This window comes from Streptosporangium nanhuense (genome assembly GCF_059358815.1).
This window is the reverse complement of sequence record NZ_JCADBG010000001.1, coordinates 518107-533612: the sequence shown is the minus strand read 5'-3', so window position 1 is coordinate 533612 and position 15506 is coordinate 518107. Positions and strand designations below refer to the sequence as shown.

The window sequence follows — 15506 nt, the reverse complement described above, 5'->3', positions numbered from 1 at the left end:
CGGATGAACGCCTCCGGCCTCACCCGGCCTCACCCGGCCCCGCCCCGGCGGGCCGGGTTCAGGTGAGCAGCGCCATGGCGGCGTCGTGGCCGGGTCAGGTGAGCAGCGCCATGGCGGCGTTGTGGCCGGGGATGCCGCTGACGCCGCCGCCGCGCCGGGCGCCCGCGCCGCAGAGCAGGACCCGCTCGAAGTCGGTCTCCACCCCCCAGCGCCCCGGCTCCCCGTACGGCCAGGACAGGTCGCGGTGGAAGATGTGGCCGCCGGGCAGGCCCGCCTCGGTCTCCAGGTCGACCGGGGTCTTGGCCTCCAGGCAGGCAGTGCCGTCGGGGGCGCGCAGCAGGCAGTCCTCAATGGGTTCGGCGAGAACCGCGTTCATCGAGGCGAGCGTGGCGCGCAGCGCGGCCTCGCGCGCCCCCGCCGGGTCCTCCCTGAACAGCCTGGCGGGCATGTGCAGGCCGAACAGCGTCATCGTGTGGGCTCCGGCCTCGCGCAGCTCCGGGCCGAGGATGGAGGGGTCGGTCAGCGAGTGGCAGTAGACCTCGGCCGGGGGCAGCGAGGGGACGCGCCCTGCCGCCGCCTCCGCGTACGCGCGGGCGAGCTGGTCGCGGCCCTCGTTGATGTGGAACGTGCCGCTGAACGCCGCCGCGGGGTCCACGCCGGGGTCGCGCAGGCGCGGCAGCCGCGAGAGCACCATGTTGACCTTGAGCTGGGCCCCCTCGGGGACGGGCTCGTCGCCTCCGAGCAGCCGGGCGAGCACGGCGGGCGGCACGTTGGCCAGGATCCGCTCGCCCGTCACCGCGTGCTCCCCGTCCGCGTCGCGGAAGGCGACCTCGCCCGAGGGGTCGACCGCGAGGACCTCGGCTCCGGTGAGGATCTCCGCCCCGGCGGCGCGGGCGGCGCCGGCGAGCGCGCCGGACACCGCGCCCATGCCGCCGACGGGGACGTTCCAGTCGCCGGTCCCGTCGCCGATCACGTGGTAGAGGAGGCAGCGGTTGGCCAGCAGGCCCGGGTCCGAGGGGTCGGCGAAGGTGCCGATGAGGGCGTCGGTGAGGACCACGCCGCGCACGGTGTCGTCGGCGAACCGCTCGTCCACCACCTCGCCGACCGGCCGCTCGAACAGGTCGCGCCAGGCCTCCTCGCCGACGAGGCTCCGCATCGCCGCCCGGTCGGCGAGGGGCTCCAGCAGCGTCGGCGCGACCCGCTCGGCCACGTCGGCGGTCATCCCGTAGAAGCGCCGCCACGCCTCCAGCTCGCCGTCGCCGCCGGTGACCCGGGCGAAGGAGGCCGCGGTCCGCGTGGCGTCGCCGTTGTCGACCAGCAGCCCGGTGTCGCCCACCGGCGTGTACGAGGCGTACCTGCGGCGGCGCAGCGCGATCCTGAGCCCCAGGTCGGCGACGACCTTCGAGGGGAGCAGGCTGACCAGGTACGAGTAACGCGAGAGCCGGGCGTCGACCCCGGGGAACGCCCGCGCCGACACGGCGAGGCCGCCGACGTGGCCCAGGCGTTCCAGGACGAGGACACGCCGTCCGGCGCGGGCGAGGTAGGCGGCGGCGACCAGGCCGTTGTGGCCGCCTCCGACGATCACGGCTTCGTAGCGAGAGCGGAGCACGGGACTTCCCGACGGGGTGAGGTGCGGTGAGGGGACGCGGGGCAGGGGCCGCTCAGAGACCTGTCTGCCAGTGCGGCTCGGGACAGAGCACGCCCGGCGTCTCGACCATCACCATGCGCTCCACCATATCCCGAAATATCGTCAAATCATCAGCCACCCACTCCCCACCGCGCCCACCTCGCGACCGCCCGGATCACCGCCGTTCCCGGGCGGCGGAGAGGGTGATCGTGAGCAGGGTGGCGGCGGGGCCGGTGGGGGCGCGGCCGTGGCGCCAGACCGCCCGCAGGCGTCGCGTGAGGTCGATGTCCCGGGTGGGCACCTCGACCAGGCGGCCGGTGGCCAGCTCCGCCTCCACCGCGTAGCCGCTGAGCACCGCGGGGGCGGCGCCCTCGCGGGCCGCGCCCTTGACCGCGGCGTTGGAACCGAGCTCCAGCTTCGGGGCGGCGGCGGTGTGGCCGGTGAGCGCGAGGTCCAGCGTCTCGCGGGTGCCCGACCCCCGCTCGCGGACGACCAGCGGGGTGGCGGCCAGCTCGGCGGCGAGCAGCGGGGTGCGACGGCGCGCCCACGGGTGTCCCGGCGCGACCACCACCACGAGCCTGTCGGTGGCCACCACCCGGGACACCAGCCCGGCCGGGACCGAGGGCCCCTCCACGAACCCGAGCTCGATCTCCCCGCCGATCAGCTTCGCCACCTCGGCGGAGTTCTGCACGTCCAGGCCGACCTGGACCTGGGGCTCGCGGGCCTGGAGCTCCCCCAGCCAGCGCGGCAGCAGGTACTCGGCCACCGTCATGCTGGCGGCGATGTGCAGGTGCGCGGCCCGGCCGCGCCGTACCGCCTCCGCCCCCCGCATGAGCTCCTCCGCCGCCGCCAGCACCTGCGCGGCCCAGGCCGAGACCATCACGCCCTGCGGGGTGAGGGTGGACCCGCGCGGGGTGCGTTCCAGCAGCGGCAGCCCGAGACGGCGTTCCAGCAGCGAGATGCGCTTGCTCACCGACGGCTGCGCGATGCCCGCGGCCCGGGCCGCCTGGCCGAGGCTGCCCAGGCGTTCCACATCGACGAGCAGGCGCAGGGACTCGAGATCGGGCAGCTCGCTCATAGCGCCAGGCTATGACCTTCCAGCGAGGTGACGGGTACCGGCCTCCCCGCACCGCGCCGAAACTCGGGGGATGCCCGTCTCCCCGCTCACCCGTTCTCCCGGCTCCGCCTCCGCCCCGCGTCCCCCTCGGGCACCCGTACGACCGGTGCCGGCACCACCACCGGCGGCGAGACTCGGAGTGCTCAAGGCGCTCGCGCCGGGGCTCGGGGTCGCGGCCCTCGCGGTGGTCCTGGCGACGGCCGCGACCCGGGTCGTCCCCGGGGTGAGCGCCGCCGTGGTCGCGGTGGTCCTCGGGGTCGCGCTCACCAACCTCGGCGGCCTGCGCCGGTCGCTGGCCCCCGGGCTCGCGTTCGCCTCCCGCCGGGTGCTGCGCCTGGCGATCGTGCTGCTCGGCCTGCAGATCGCGCTGCCGGAGCTGCTGGCGCTCGGCTGGCGGGCGCTGGCGGTGGTCACCGTGGGGACCGGTGTCACGTTCGCCGCGACGCGGTGGATCGGAGGCCTCGTCGGGGTGAGCCCGCGCAGGTCCCTGCTGATCGCGACCGGCGTGTCCGTCTGCGGGGCGGCGGCCGTGGCCGCCATGCACGAGGTCGCGGGAAGCGACGACGACGACGTGGCGGCCGCGGTCGGCGTGGTCGTCCTGTACGGCAGCGCCTCGATCGTCACGCTGCCCCTGCTCGCCGGGGCGCTGGGACTGACCCCGCAGCAGCTGGGCCTGTGGGCCGGGGCCTCGGTCCACGAGGTCGCGCAGGTGGCGGCCATCGGCGCGGCGGCCGGGGCGGGGGTGCTGGTGAGCGCGGTGGCCGTCAAGCTGGCCAGGGTCGTCCTGCTGGCCCCGATCGTCGGGCTCACCTCCGTCTCCCTGCGCCGCACCCCGGCCGCACCGCGCCGTACCGAAGCGAGCCGCACCGAAGCCGACCGCACCGAAGCGAGCCGTACCGACGCCGACCGCACCGACGCCGGCCGTCCCGAGGCCGGGAAGGCGGCGCGGCGCCCGCCGGTGGTGCCGCTGTTCGTCGCCGGGTTCGTCGCGGCCGTGGCGGCGCGGAGCCTGGGAGTGGTGCCGACCGGAATCACCCGGGTGGTCCCCGACCTGACGGCGGTACTGCTCGCGGCCGCGCTCTTCGCCCTGGGGACCGGTGTCGATCTTCGGAAGCTCGCGCGGGGCGGGCGATCGCTGCTCCTGGGCGGGATCGCCACGGCCATCATCGGCGGGATCTCACTGTTCGGAGTGCTGGTCATTGGCTGATCTTTGAGTGGACGTCTCCTGGCAACCGCCGTAACGTGCTCTTTTTGGGGAAGACGGTGTCGTTTACACCGTTCCAAAAGCAAGCAATGATTACGACCTCGGACAAGGAGACAGAACCAGCTCATGCGTACCACCCGACAGTCCCTCTCCGGCATGCTCCGCCCCTCGAGCGAGGTGGCCGAGGCGCTGGAGCAGGGTGCCCCGATCGTGGCGCTGGAGTCCACGATCATCTCCCACGGCCTGCCCCAGCCCCGCAACCTGGAGGTCGCGGTGGAGCTGGAGGGCATCGTCCGGGAGGCCGGGGCGGTGCCCGCGACGATCGCGGTGCTGGACGGCGTGGCGCGCATCGGTCTCGACAAGAGCGAGCTGGAGCGCGTCGCCGGCGAGCCGGGGCTTCGCAAGCTGGGCTTCCGCGACCTGCCCGCCGCCGCCGCGCTCGGCGCGAGCGGGGCGACCACGGTCTCGGCCACCTCGTTCCTGGCCGCCAGGGCGGGCATCCGGATCTTCGCCACCGGCGGCCTCGGCGGCGTGCACCGCGGATGGACCGAGAGCCAGGACGAGTCGGCCGACCTCGACATGCTGAGCCGGACCCGCATCACCGTGGTCTGCGCGGGCGTGAAGTCGATCCTGGACGTCCCGGCCACCCTGCAGCGGCTGGAGACGCGCGGCGTCACCGTCGCGGGGTTCCGCACCGACGAGTTCCCCGGCTTCTACCTGCACTCCTCGGGCGAGCCCGTCGACTGGCGGATCGAGACCCCCGGCGAGGCCGCGGGCATCATGCGGGCCCAGGACGCGTTCGGCGGCCCGGAGACCGCGCTGATCGTCGCCAACCCGGTGCCGCTGCCCGAGCAGCTCGACCCCGAGCTGCACGACCGGGTTCTGGCCGGGGCCCTCGCCGAGGCGGAGCGGCGGCAGATCACCGGTCAGGCCATCACCCCGTTCCTGCTGGGCTACCTGGTGCGCGGGACCGACGGCGCCTCGCTGGAGGCGAACCTGGCCGCGGTGCGGGGCAACGCCCGCGTCGCCGGGCAGATCGCGGCCTCCTGGAGCCGGGGAGACTGAGGACACCGTGGCCGGAACGGGTCTGCTGGTCATCGGCGACGTGGTGACCGACGTCGTCGCACTTCACGGTGGGTCCGCCCGGAGCGGCCTGGCCGTCGGGACGGACACCGTCGCCGACATCGTGCTGCGCCCCGGCGGTTCGGGGGCCAACACCGCCTCCTGGGCCGCCCGGCTGGGCGCCGACGCGCGGATCCTGACCCGTGCCGGCTTCGACACCGCCGACTGGCACGCCGCCGAGCTGCGGCGGTTCGGGGTACGGCCGCACCTGCGGGTCGACCCCGACCGGCCCACCGCGGTGGTGATCGCCATGGTCGACGTGACCGGGGAGCGTTCCATGCTCACCAACCGGGGCGCGGGCGGGCACATCGGCACGGGCGACTGGGACGAGAGCCTGCTCGACGGGGTGGGGCATCTCCATCTGTCCGGTTACACCTTGTTCGCCGAGCCGGGGCTCCAACTTTCCCGGCTGGCCATGGCCGAGGCGTCCCGCCGCGGCGTCTCGATCAGCGTGGACCCCGCCTCGACCGGCTTCCTGCGCTCGTTCGGCGTTGAACGGTTCATCCAGGAGACCCTGACCGCCCAGTTGATCATCCCCAATCTGGACGAGGCGCTGCTGCTCACCGGCGAGGCCACCGCGGAGAGTGCGGCCGAGAGCCTGAGCCTCCGCTACGGCGCCGCGGCGGTGAAACTCGGATCCCGCGGCGCGCTGATGGCCAGGGAAGGAAAGTTGGCCGCCCGGGTTCCCGCGCTCACCACCGAGGTGATTGACTCCATTGGAGCGGGGGACGCGTTCGCCGCCGGGCTGCTCACGGCCCTGCTGAGGGGGGCCGCCGACGAGGCCGCGCTGGACGCCGGACGCCGTGCCGGGGCGGAGGCCGTGACGGTCCTGGGTGGACGTCCGCGTGTCCTTCCGTCTGATTTGGGTACTAAGGAGCTTTACCCTCTTAACACCAATTGATAGCTTGCGGCGTAAGCTGCACCATTAGCCACACGCGTCACTTTGGGGAGGTTACGGTCCGCCGATGGATGCCGAGTCATCGATCTGCCTGAGTGATCTGGTCCCGGCCCTGCGCTGGAGCCGTCCCCAGCAGGTCGCCGAAGCCCTGGCCGACCCCCGGCTGCCCGCCGGCTGGTGGTCGTCGGTCACCCTGCCCAAGGCCCTCGGCGCCGCGGGGCTCGACTGGGTCTGCGACAGGCTGGCCCGGCTCTCGCTGGCACGCTGGGACCACCTGCCGTTGAGCGACGTGCTGCCCGCGCTGCACGTCCACACGGTCGACCCCACCCTGCCCGGCTGGCCGGAGCCCGCGCGCTCGGCCATCGCCGGTCTGGGCGGCTGGAACCGCCTGCGCCGCCTGACCGCGGGAGACCTGGGCGGGCCCGCCACGTCCTCCCCCGAGCTCGTGGTCACCGCCGTGTTCCGCGAGGTGCTCGGCCGCATCCCTGGCATCGCCGAGCACGCCGCGCCGGCCGCCGTCCCCGCGCAGGTCCCGCTCCAGGAGCGGGTCCAGGACCCGGCGCGGGCACCCGTGCCGCAGGTTCCCGCCCAGCCGTCGGCGCCGCAGGAGCAGCGGCAGGCGCCGGTCCCCGAACCGGCCGCCCCCGAACCGGCCGCCCCGGAGCCGGTCGCCCCCAGCCCCCAGGCCGTCCTCAGCGACTACCCGCTGGTGCGCCTGGTCGACAACATGTTCCGCGACTGGAGCCCGCTGGAGCGCGCGGTCGCCGTCGAACGGCTCTTCGCGGTCGACCCGATCAGCCTGCGCGCGCTCGCGCACAAGCTGAACGCCGACCGCGACTCGCTCTCGGCGGCCCAGCGCGCCGCCGAGGAGCGCATCCTGCTGTGGCTGCGCTCCTCGGAGTCCGCGCCGCTCACCGGGCACATGTTCGGGCTGACCGAGTGGCTGGGCTCCGCCGCCACCAAGGAACAGCTCATCGGCGCCGACCCCGCGCACCCGATCGAGGTCCCCACCCTGCGCACCCCGCTGTGGAGGGTGCTGGTCACGCTCATGCCCGACCGGCGGCTGCAGGACGACTGGCTCGTCGTGGGCGACCTGGGCGGCCTGCGCGAACGGACCCGCCAGCTCCTGGCGGGCAAGACGATCGACAGCGACGCGCTCAGGCTCATGGAGCACCAGCTCGGCATCCGGGCCCACTCGGTCCAGGCCTGGCTGGACGCCCTCGCCGCGAGCGCCACGCAGGAGGCGGCCCCGCAGGAGACCACCGCCGAGGTCAGGCAGCTGCCGCGCCGCACCCCGGGGGCCAACGGCCACCACCACCGCGGCGGGCAGCCGATCCCGCAGGTGAACACCGGCGCCATCGACCCCCGCGCCGCCCTGGCCACGCTGTCGGCCCTGGCGAGCGGGAACTCCAGGCCGCACCTGATCACCAGCCAGCGGGTCCCGATGCACCCGCCCGCGAGCCCGTCGTCCGACCCGACCCGCTGGCAGCGCATCGAGGTGACCAGCGACCACCTGCGGGGCGGCCCGGTCGCCGTGCCCGAGGGGTACGCCACCCAGCTGGGCATGCGCCCCGGCACGCTGCTGTCGGTCACCGGCCCCGGTGACAACGCGGTGGTCCTGGTCTGGCGGGACCACCCGGTCTTCGACTCCCTGCAGCCCGTCCTGATGCGCCTGAACGCCCGCCCGGGCGACCAGGTCTACGTCACCGTGGACGGCTACCGCCTGGACGCCCAGCTCCCCGCGTGAGCCCCGTCTCTTCCCCGGGCCGGTTTCCCCGGCCCGGGGAAGAGACGGATCCGCACCGGCGGAGGGCGCGAACCACGAGAGCGTGATCGGGGCACGCCGCGAGCGATCCGGGCACCGGGCGCCCCGGCGCCGGGTGGCCGCGGTGAGCGGCGAGGCGTGATTTCCGGCGCCGCCTCCCGCGCGGGGCCCTCCGAACGCGGAAACGGCCGACCTTTCCCGGCTGCTCTTTTTCGGCGCTATGCTCTTGGGACTCAAGTGACTTGGTGACACCAGTGTGACCTGTTTTGCCGAACAGGTCACACTGGTGTCGTTTCCTGCGGTTTCTTGTCAAGAAATTGTCATCGTTCACCTAACAGCGGGAGTCTGTATAGCTCTCACCCCGAATTGCCTTGTGAGGTGTTCCCTAGAACGCGGACGGGGACGATGGGCGACCAGGTCGCACCAGGGCCCGGGATCAGAGAGCGACTTCGAACTAGCCGATGAGAAAATTCGCCCGTGTCTGGCTGGGGATGACATTCTCGACCGTTGGGTCACGAGCCTTGAGTGTCGCCTATCCCCTCCTGGCATTGGCCCTGACCGGTTCTCCGGTGCAGGCGGGCTGGACCAGTTTCGCCCTGACCTTTCCGATCCTGGTCTTCTACATTCCCGCGGGCGTCCTGGCCGACCGGGTGAATCCCCGCTCGCTCATGCTCCTCACCGAGACCCTGCGAGGGTTCATCGTCCTCTCCGTCTTCCTCGCGCTCGTCGTCGATCACCAGTCGCTGGCACACCTCCTGGTCGCGGCCTTTCTCGAGGGCACGCTGTGGGTGGTCTACTCGCTGGCGGAGACGGCGCTGATCTCTTCACTCGTCCCGAAGGACCAGGTCTCCCTCGTGATGGCCAGGAGCGAGACGATCTCACACATCGCGGTGCTGGCCGGCAGGCCGCTCGGGGGCTGGCTCTTCGGGATCATGCAGGCGATGTCCTTCGCGGTGAACGCGGCGTTGTTCTTCCTCGCCCTCCTGTCCCCCCTCAGCGTGGCGACGGGAAAGGCGGGGCAGGCCGGGAAGGCCCGGAGGGGGAGGAGCCGGCAACTGTCGTACGCGCTCCGCGAGCTGGCGGCCGGGGTGAGGAGCCTGGCGGGGCGGCACCTGCTGCGGGAGATAGCCGACGGCTTCAAGGAACTCTCCCGGCACCCGTTCCTGCGCAAGGCCATGGCCCTGACCATGGTCACCAACCTGATGATCAACGCGCTCATCATGATCTTCATTGCCGGGTCGGCGAGCCTGCCCTCGTACCAGGTCGGCCTGGTCCTGGCCGCCGGGGGCATGGGCGGCGTGGCGGGATCGGGCCTGGCCCCCTACCTCAGGCTCGAACCGAGGAACTTCACGCTCTTCGCCCAGCTGTGGGTATGGGTGCTGGCGCTCTTCGTCGCGGCGTACGGGGAGGGGCCGCTCTTCTTCGGGCTCGCGATCCTGCTGACCGGTTGCACCGGCGCGCTCAGCAACGTGGCCATCAGGACCTTCGAGATCGACACCGTCGAGCAGGGCAAGCTCGGACGGGTGGTGAGCGTGCACCGGCTCGTCGCGCACGGCGCCGTGTGCGTCGCCGCCCCGGTCGGCGGGATCCTGGTCGACGTGTTCGGCATCCGGGTGGCGGCCTTCATCCTGACCGTCGTGATGCTCGCCGTCGCCACGGCGGTGACATCCATGTCGCTGCTGCGCCTGCACGCGCGGCTGGGCCTCGCCGGGACGGTCAGGAAGGTCAGGACGACCGGTGCCGACGTGGCCGCGCGGGTGCTCACGACGTGGCGAGCAACCGATCCGCTTCTGCCGCGAGATGGGCAGGGAGGCTAGGCGCCCTCGCCGCCCTCGCCCTCAGTGCCAGCGCGACCGCCGACGGGGTGTCACCGGCCAGGGCGCGGACCCGGGCGGCGTACCACAGCGCGGGACCGTGGTCCCCGGCCTCGGCCGGTACGGTCTCGATCTCCCGTTCCGCCTCGGGAAGGCGCCCCAGAAGAGCCAGCGCGAGCGCGTGGGCGGCCCGGGTGGACGGCCACTGCAGCGGCCGGACCCGGTCGAGGTCCCTCAGCGCCGCCTCCGCCCTGCCGAGCCCGGCGAGGATCTCCCCCCGGGCGCGCAACGCCTCGGTGAGGTTCCCCTCCCTGCCCAGGACGTCGTTGAGGACGTCGCGCGCCGCGTCGGGGTGGCCGTCGTACCAGAGCGCCCAGGCGAGCTCGGTCTGGATGTGCATGTCGTTGGGCACGCGGCGTATCGCCGAGTACAGCTCCCGCACCGCGGCCGAGGGACGCGCCTGTGCCAGCCGCAGCCTGCCGATCCCGGCGAGGAGGCCGCCGACCGCGGAGGTCGCCCCCAGCGTCTCGAAGAGGACCGCGGCGGTGCGGTAGTGGGAGACGGCCTTCTCGAAGTCCTCCCGCCGGTGGGCGACGTTGCCGAGGAAGGACTCGATCTCCGCCCGCATCCTGGTGTTGTCGCCGCAGCGCTCCAGAGCCTCCTCGGCCTGCTTGGCGGCCAGCGCGAACTCCCCGTCGCGGAAGGAGAGCTCGGCGGCCCGCAGGTAGTCGTCGGGGAAGGAGCGGCTCTCGGCCGGCACGACGAGGTGGTCGTTCTGGAGGATCGGCTGGATCAGGCGCTCGTGCGACAGCTCGCACCACCGGGTGCCCGCCTTGATGTCCTCGCGCAGGATGTGGCGGTCGACCAGCGCCCTGACCACCGCGTTGGGCATGCCGGCGGTGACGGTCTCCCCCTGGTAGACGACCTCGCGGGTGCCGAGCTCGGTGATGAAGCAGCGGCGCAGCCAGCTCCTGAGCTCGGCGACGTCCTCCCCGAAGTGGTCACGGGCCACCTCGGCGATCATCCGCTCGGAGAAGGTGGTGAGCGACCGGTCGGCGTTGGCGAACCTGCGGACGTGGTCGGAGGAGATCACCCGCACGTCCTCGGGCAGGGAACGCCACATGGCCGAGCACACGACCTGCAGCTGGACGGGCTCGACCACCTTGGCGTCGGCGACGACCTCCTCCCCGAGCGCCCTGCCGACCCTGATCATGCGCAGGTCGTCGACCAGGCCCCGCGCCGCACCGGGGGCGAACGAGCGGCCGGTCCCCTCCAGCGGGCCCTCGGTCGCCCGGACCGCGGCGGCCGTGTCGAGGGCGGTCAGCGAGAAGCGGCTCCTGGCCATGCCCGCCAGTTTCGGCTCGTGGGGAAGGATCGCGGCGAGGTAGTCCTCCCGGATCGAGACGAGGAGGCGCAGGTTCGGGTTCTCGTCCAGCGCCTCGACGAGCTGGCCGATGAACCACTCGCGGTACGGCTGGCGGTGGGCGAAGTCCCCGAAGAGCTCCTCCGCCTGGTCGATCGCCGCCAGGGTGAGCACCGGGTCGCCGTACGGATCCTGGCGCGGCGGGCGCCGGCCCAGGAACTCGCGGATCGTCAGCCCGGCCAGCCGGGTGGGCGTCTCCAGCGGTGCCCACGACGACAGCAGCGCGAACACGTGCGGGTTGTGCCGCGAGAGCGCGGCGGAGGGGAAGGGCGAGCCGTGCGACACCCGGCCTATCGGCAGGACGTCGGTCCTGCCCGCGTCCAGCAGCGGGAGCACCCCGGCCTGGATCAGCGAGGTCTTGCCCACGCCGGACGGCCCGTACAGCACGGTCAGGCGCCCGGCCTGCCACAGGTCGGAGACCTCGCAGGCCTCCCTGTCGCGGCCGAAGAACTTGGAGTCGTCCTCGCGGCGGAAGGCCCGCAGGCCGACGTACGGCTGGCCGGCCGCGTCGGGCCGGTCGCGCTCGGGGCTCGCGTCAGGGGTCACGGCACAGGTCCCATCCGCCGGCGCAGCTCACGGCAGAACTCCTCCGCCGTCCCCCAGAAGATGGAGATCCGCCAGTCTTCGTAGTATCTGGCCAGCTGGCGCTGGACCTCCAGCACGTCCGCCTTCGTGCTGGCGAGCGAGGGCGCGAGCTGGACGCTCACGTGCCTTCGGCGGTTGATCCCGGGAACGGCCTTCAACAGCCCGTGGAAGAGCACGCGAAACGTCCAGTCCTGCAGGCTGTACCCGATGAACAGCAGTGGCCTTCTGGTCAGCGCCGCGAGAATGGAGGTGGGCAGCATCCGCTGGCCGCCCGCGACGCCGTCCACCGCGAGGTTGGTGAGAAACTCCAGATAGTCGTCCTCGGCCAGCACGATCGACGCCGGATCCTGCAGGTTGCCGTGCAGGTGGTAGATGAGCGGGGCCTCGGGCTTGGGGTTCCAGCCCGCCTCGCTGCTGAACAGATCTTCCGCGTAGGCCAGCCCTTTGTTCCACGGGCAGATGGCCACGTTCGGTCTTTTTCCCACCGCTTCGAGCGAGCGGAAGATGAAGTCGTCGTAGTTCGTCGTCAGATATACCGGAAGGGGGAAGCTCGCCAGCAGGGCGTGCGGTTCGAGAGGGTTGAGGAAGTCTGGCGCACCACCGGCGTCGAGCTCGTCGCAGATGCGTCTCTTCACATATACGGAATCCCCATATCTCATCACCGCGAACTGCGTCACCCGGGGAAGGTCATGGTCGTCGTCGAAGGGGTAGTCCCATCGGCGCGCCATGTCGCGGCTCAGTGCCGTTCCCGTCGGCAGCGTCCCCACGCACGCCCCGGACCCCAGGAAGGGCGTGCAGTCTCCGCTGTTCAGCTGGTCGAGCAGGCGTTCCCACTCGGCCTCCCCCATGTCGTGCACGCAGGGCACCACCTCACGGACGAGAGGTCCAATCAGGTCATGGACTCGATGCCGTACGACTCTATTGGCACGGTCAATCCCCCCCGCGCGGGAAGGCACCCCTCGTGTCGCCGACGCGGCCGGAGCGGACGAATGATTCACGACCACCTTTCTGCCGCAACCCGCGTGAAACGGCAAGGTGATTCCTCAGATCGAACTCGTGAATCCCGCCGTCGGCTCCGCCGTCTCCAGCAGCAACGGCTCCAGCATCCTCCGCAGCCAGGCCTCGTCGACCTCCGTGAGCCTCTCCAGGGAGAGCCCCTCAAGGTCGACGAGCCCGCCCGACCCCGAATTGTCATCGCGCATGCGTGCTCCCATTCGTGTCGCGTCGCATCCGACCCGGCCCGGTACCGAGATTGCGGATGTCCTAAAAGACGATGCGACACCACTCTCGAAAGTCACCGAGCCGCGTTTTTTCTTAAAGTGATTCTGTAATACCCCACTCTTCGAATCAACCTTTAGGATGACCGTACGATCCCTTTGGCTAGAAAAAGGCGGAGGCCCGAGGTGGTGGAGCTTTCACACGCGGCGAACACGGTGCCGGAGCGACAGCCCGAGGTCTGGGAGAAGGTGCCACCCCGCAACAGGAACTTCACCGGGCGAGACGACATGCTCCTCAAGCTCCGCCAGGGCATCAGCACCGTCACCGCCGTGGTCCCCCAGCCCCAGGCCCTCCAGGGATGGGGCGGCGTCGGCAAGACCCACCTGGCCATCGAGTACGCCCACCGCTACCGCTCGCACTACGACCTCGTCTGGTGGATCCCCGCCGACCAGCGGGTGCTGGTGCCGTCCGCCCTGGCGGCGATGGCACCTCACCTGGGCCTGCCCCCGGTGTCGGCCACCGGCGTCGAGGAGGCCGCGGAGGCCGTGCGCAGGACGCTGCAGAGCGGCGACCCCTACCGCCGCTGGCTGCTGATCTTCGACAACGCCGAGGAGCCGGGACAGGTCGAGGAGTTCATCCCGCGCGGGCCCGGCCACGTCCTGATCACCTCGCGCAACCCCAAGTGGGAGGATCACTTCGAGACCCTCCAGGTCGACGTCTTCACCCGCGAGGAGAGCGTGGCGTTCCTGAAGAAGCGCCTGCGCCGGGAGGTTCCCGACGACGACGCCTCGCGGCTGGCCGAGCAGCTCGGCGACCTGCCCCTGGCCCTGGAGCAGGCCGGCGCGCTGCAGTACGAGACCGGCATGTCGGTCGACGAATACCTCGAGCAGCTCGACGAGCAGGCGAGCAGGCTGCTGGGGGTGAACAGGGCGCCGGGATACCCGCTGTCGATGACGGCGGCATGGAAGGTGTCGGTGTCGCTCCTGGAGGACCGCCTCCCCGAGGCCATCACGCTCCTGCGGTGCTGTGCCTTCTTCGGCCCCGAGCCCATCCCCCGCGACGTCTTCCGCAGGGGCAACAAGGCCGTCGTCCCCCGGCTGAGCGCGATCCTGTCCGACCCCATCCTGCTCGCCACCGCGCTGAGCGAGCTGAGGCGCTTCGCGCTGGCCAGGATCGAGCCCGCCACCCGCACCATCCAGGTCCACCGCCTGATCCAGGCGCTCCTGCGCGACGACCTGCCGGAGGAGGACCAGCGCGACATCCGGCACGAGGTGCACGTGCTGCTGGCCGGCAGCGCCCCGAACGATCCCGACGAGAACGCCAGGTGGCGCCGCTTCGAGGAGCTGGTCGCCCACGTCATCCCCTCCGGCCTGGAGGAGTGCACCGACCCCGCCGTCAGGCAGTTCGCCCTCAACGTCACCCGTTACCTCTACACATCGGGCAACTACCAGTCGGCGCGGATCTTCCTGGAGAGCTTCGTCAAGAGGTGGACCGAGGTCAGCGGGGCGAAGCACCCGGACGTGCTCGTCGCGCACAAGCACCTGGGCAACGTGCTGCGCGGCCTCGGCCAGTACTCCGCGGCCTACGAGACCGACCACCGCACCCTCGACAACATGCGCGAGGTCCTCGGCCCCGACCACGACGAGACGCTCCTGACGACCAACGGCTACGGGGCGTCCCTGCGGGCGCGCGGCGACTTCATCGCCGCCAGGAAGCTGGACGAGGAGTCCCGGGCGACCCACGCCGCCAACCTCGGCGACGACCACCCGTCCACCCTGCGCGTGCTCAACAACCTCGCCCTCGACTACGCCCTCACCAGTGACTACAAGCAGGCGCGGCGCCTGCACCAGGAGACGTACCTGGAGATGAGCGACGCGACGCAGAGCGTCGGCAGGACCATCCTGCTGCTGTCGTGGAACGGTCTGGCCAGGGCCGTGCGGCTCTGCGGCGACTACACCGAGGCGTGCGACCTGGGCGAGGAGGCCTACGCCTACGGCGTCCAGGAACTGACGCTCGACCATCACGCCACGCTGCTGACGGCGAAGGACCTGTCCATCGCCAGGCGGCGCTCGGGAGAGGTGACCGAGGCACTGGACCTCGCGCGCGACACGCACACCCGCCTGCAGCGGCTCTTCGGGGACGAGCACCCCGACACGATGGCGGCCGCGATCAACCTCTCCAACGCCCTGCGAACCGTCGGCGACCTCGACGAGGCGTTCGCGACGGCCGACAGGACGGTCGCCCTCTACCCCCGGGTGTTCGGCGAGGAGCACCCCTACAGCCTCGCCTGCGGCGGCAACCTGGCGATCCTGCACCGCCTGCGAGGCGACGTCGCGGCGGCCAGGAGCCTGAACGAGAGAGCGGTGCGAGGCCTGATCGCCAAGGTCGGCCAGGAGCACCACTACCCGCTGACGTGCGCCGTCAGCCTCCAGGCGGATCTCGCGGCGATGGGAGAGGCCGTCCAGGCGTGCGCGCTCGGCAGGGACACGCTCGCCCGGCTGCGCTCCCTGTTCGGCGAGAACCACTTCCTGAGCCTGTCCTGCGCCAGCAACCTCGTCCTCGACCTGAGGGCCGCCGGCGAGAAGCAGGAGGCCGAGATCCTGTACGAGGACACGATGCGGCGCTACGAACGCCCGCTGGAGGCGGGCCACCCCGACGCGCTCCTCGCGAGCGAGGGCCGTCGCATCGAATGCGACTTCGACCCCCCGCCGATCTGACCGCCGGCCCGTCCCC

At 72.0% G+C, this 15506-nt stretch carries 11 protein-coding genes; 6 read left to right on the top strand and 5 right to left on the bottom strand.

What is annotated here, in order from left to right; translation table 11 throughout:
- Nucleotides 1–94 precede the first annotated feature (94 nt).
- Entirely contained in the window at nt 95–1609 is a 1515-nt protein-coding gene (locus AC5L38_RS02205; protein WP_495241031.1) for a phytoene desaturase family protein, read from the bottom strand.
- Between the two features lie 193 nt (nt 1610–1802).
- A complete protein-coding gene (locus AC5L38_RS02200) occupies nt 1803–2705 on the bottom strand; it encodes a LysR family transcriptional regulator (RefSeq protein ID WP_495241030.1) in 903 nt (300 codons plus the stop codon).
- A 70-nt stretch (nt 2706–2775) separates the two neighbouring features.
- Between AC5L38_RS02200 and AC5L38_RS02195 the strand changes: the two genes are divergently transcribed.
- The 5 genes from AC5L38_RS02195 (at nt 2776) to AC5L38_RS02175 (ending at nt 9550) form a co-directional block, all read left to right on the top strand.
- Complete coding sequence (locus AC5L38_RS02195) at nt 2776–3951, top strand: YeiH family protein (RefSeq protein ID WP_495241029.1); 1176 nt, start codon at nt 2776–2778, stop codon at nt 3949–3951.
- A 123-nt stretch (nt 3952–4074) separates the two neighbouring features.
- On the top strand, nt 4075–5013 hold the full coding sequence (locus AC5L38_RS02190; protein WP_495241028.1) for a pseudouridine-5'-phosphate glycosidase: 939 nt from the start codon (nt 4075–4077) through the stop codon (nt 5011–5013).
- Nucleotides 5014–5020: 7 nt separating this feature from the next.
- A complete protein-coding gene (locus AC5L38_RS02185) occupies nt 5021–5971 on the top strand; it encodes a carbohydrate kinase family protein (RefSeq protein WP_495241027.1) in 951 nt (316 codons plus the stop codon).
- Nucleotides 5972–6035: 64 nt separating this feature from the next.
- Nucleotides 6036–7715: a hypothetical protein gene (locus AC5L38_RS02180; RefSeq protein ID WP_495241026.1), complete on the top strand. Its 1680-nt coding sequence runs from the start codon at nt 6036–6038 to the stop codon at nt 7713–7715.
- A gap of 479 nt (nt 7716–8194) precedes the next feature.
- The gene (locus AC5L38_RS02175) at nt 8195–9550 is read left to right on the top strand and encodes an MFS transporter (RefSeq protein WP_495241025.1); all 1356 of its coding nucleotides are present in this window, start codon (nt 8195–8197) and stop codon (nt 9548–9550) included.
- Here AC5L38_RS02175 and AC5L38_RS02170 read toward each other — a convergent pair.
- From AC5L38_RS02170 to AC5L38_RS02160, 3 genes are all read right to left on the bottom strand, one after another.
- A complete protein-coding gene (locus AC5L38_RS02170; protein ID WP_495241024.1) occupies nt 9495–11516 on the bottom strand; it encodes a tetratricopeptide repeat protein in 2022 nt (673 codons plus the stop codon). The two genes, AC5L38_RS02175 and AC5L38_RS02170, sit on opposite strands and share 56 nt — an antisense overlap.
- Nucleotides 11513–12403 (bottom strand): SIR2 family NAD-dependent protein deacylase, encoded by an 891-nt coding sequence (locus tag AC5L38_RS02165; protein WP_495241536.1) that lies wholly within the window; start codon nt 12401–12403, stop codon nt 11513–11515. The genes AC5L38_RS02170 and AC5L38_RS02165 overlap by 4 nt, the downstream gene beginning before the upstream one ends.
- Before the next feature lie 195 nt (nt 12404–12598).
- Nucleotides 12599–12757 carry an FxSxx-COOH-like cyclophane-containing RiPP peptide gene (locus AC5L38_RS02160; protein WP_495241023.1) on the bottom strand — a complete coding sequence of 53 codons (159 nt, stop codon included), beginning with the start codon at nt 12755–12757 and terminating at the stop codon, nt 12599–12601.
- Nucleotides 12758–12958: 201 nt separating this feature from the next.
- On the opposite strand from AC5L38_RS02160, the gene fxsT reads away from it, so the two are divergent.
- The gene (gene fxsT, locus AC5L38_RS02155; protein ID WP_495241022.1) at nt 12959–15490 is read left to right on the top strand and encodes an FxSxx-COOH system tetratricopeptide repeat protein; all 2532 of its coding nucleotides are present in this window, start codon (nt 12959–12961) and stop codon (nt 15488–15490) included.
- Nucleotides 15491–15506 lie beyond the last annotated feature (16 nt).

Coding starts and splice junctions, on each gene's coding strand:
- AC5L38_RS02160 (WP_495241023.1), bottom strand. CDS start 12,757: ATGCGCGATGACAATTCGGGGTCGGGCGGGCTCGTCGACCTTGAGGGG.
- AC5L38_RS02175 (WP_495241025.1), top strand. CDS start 8,195: ATGAGAAAATTCGCCCGTGTCTGGCTGGGGATGACATTCTCGACCGTT.
- AC5L38_RS02165 (WP_495241536.1), bottom strand. CDS start 12,403: ATGGGGGAGGCCGAGTGGGAACGCCTGCTCGACCAGCTGAACAGCGGA.
- AC5L38_RS02190 (WP_495241028.1), top strand. CDS start 4,075: ATGCGTACCACCCGACAGTCCCTCTCCGGCATGCTCCGCCCCTCGAGC.
- AC5L38_RS02195 (WP_495241029.1), top strand. CDS start 2,776: ATGCCCGTCTCCCCGCTCACCCGTTCTCCCGGCTCCGCCTCCGCCCCG.
- AC5L38_RS02200 (WP_495241030.1), bottom strand. CDS start 2,705: ATGAGCGAGCTGCCCGATCTCGAGTCCCTGCGCCTGCTCGTCGATGTG.
- AC5L38_RS02180 (WP_495241026.1), top strand. CDS start 6,036: ATGGATGCCGAGTCATCGATCTGCCTGAGTGATCTGGTCCCGGCCCTG.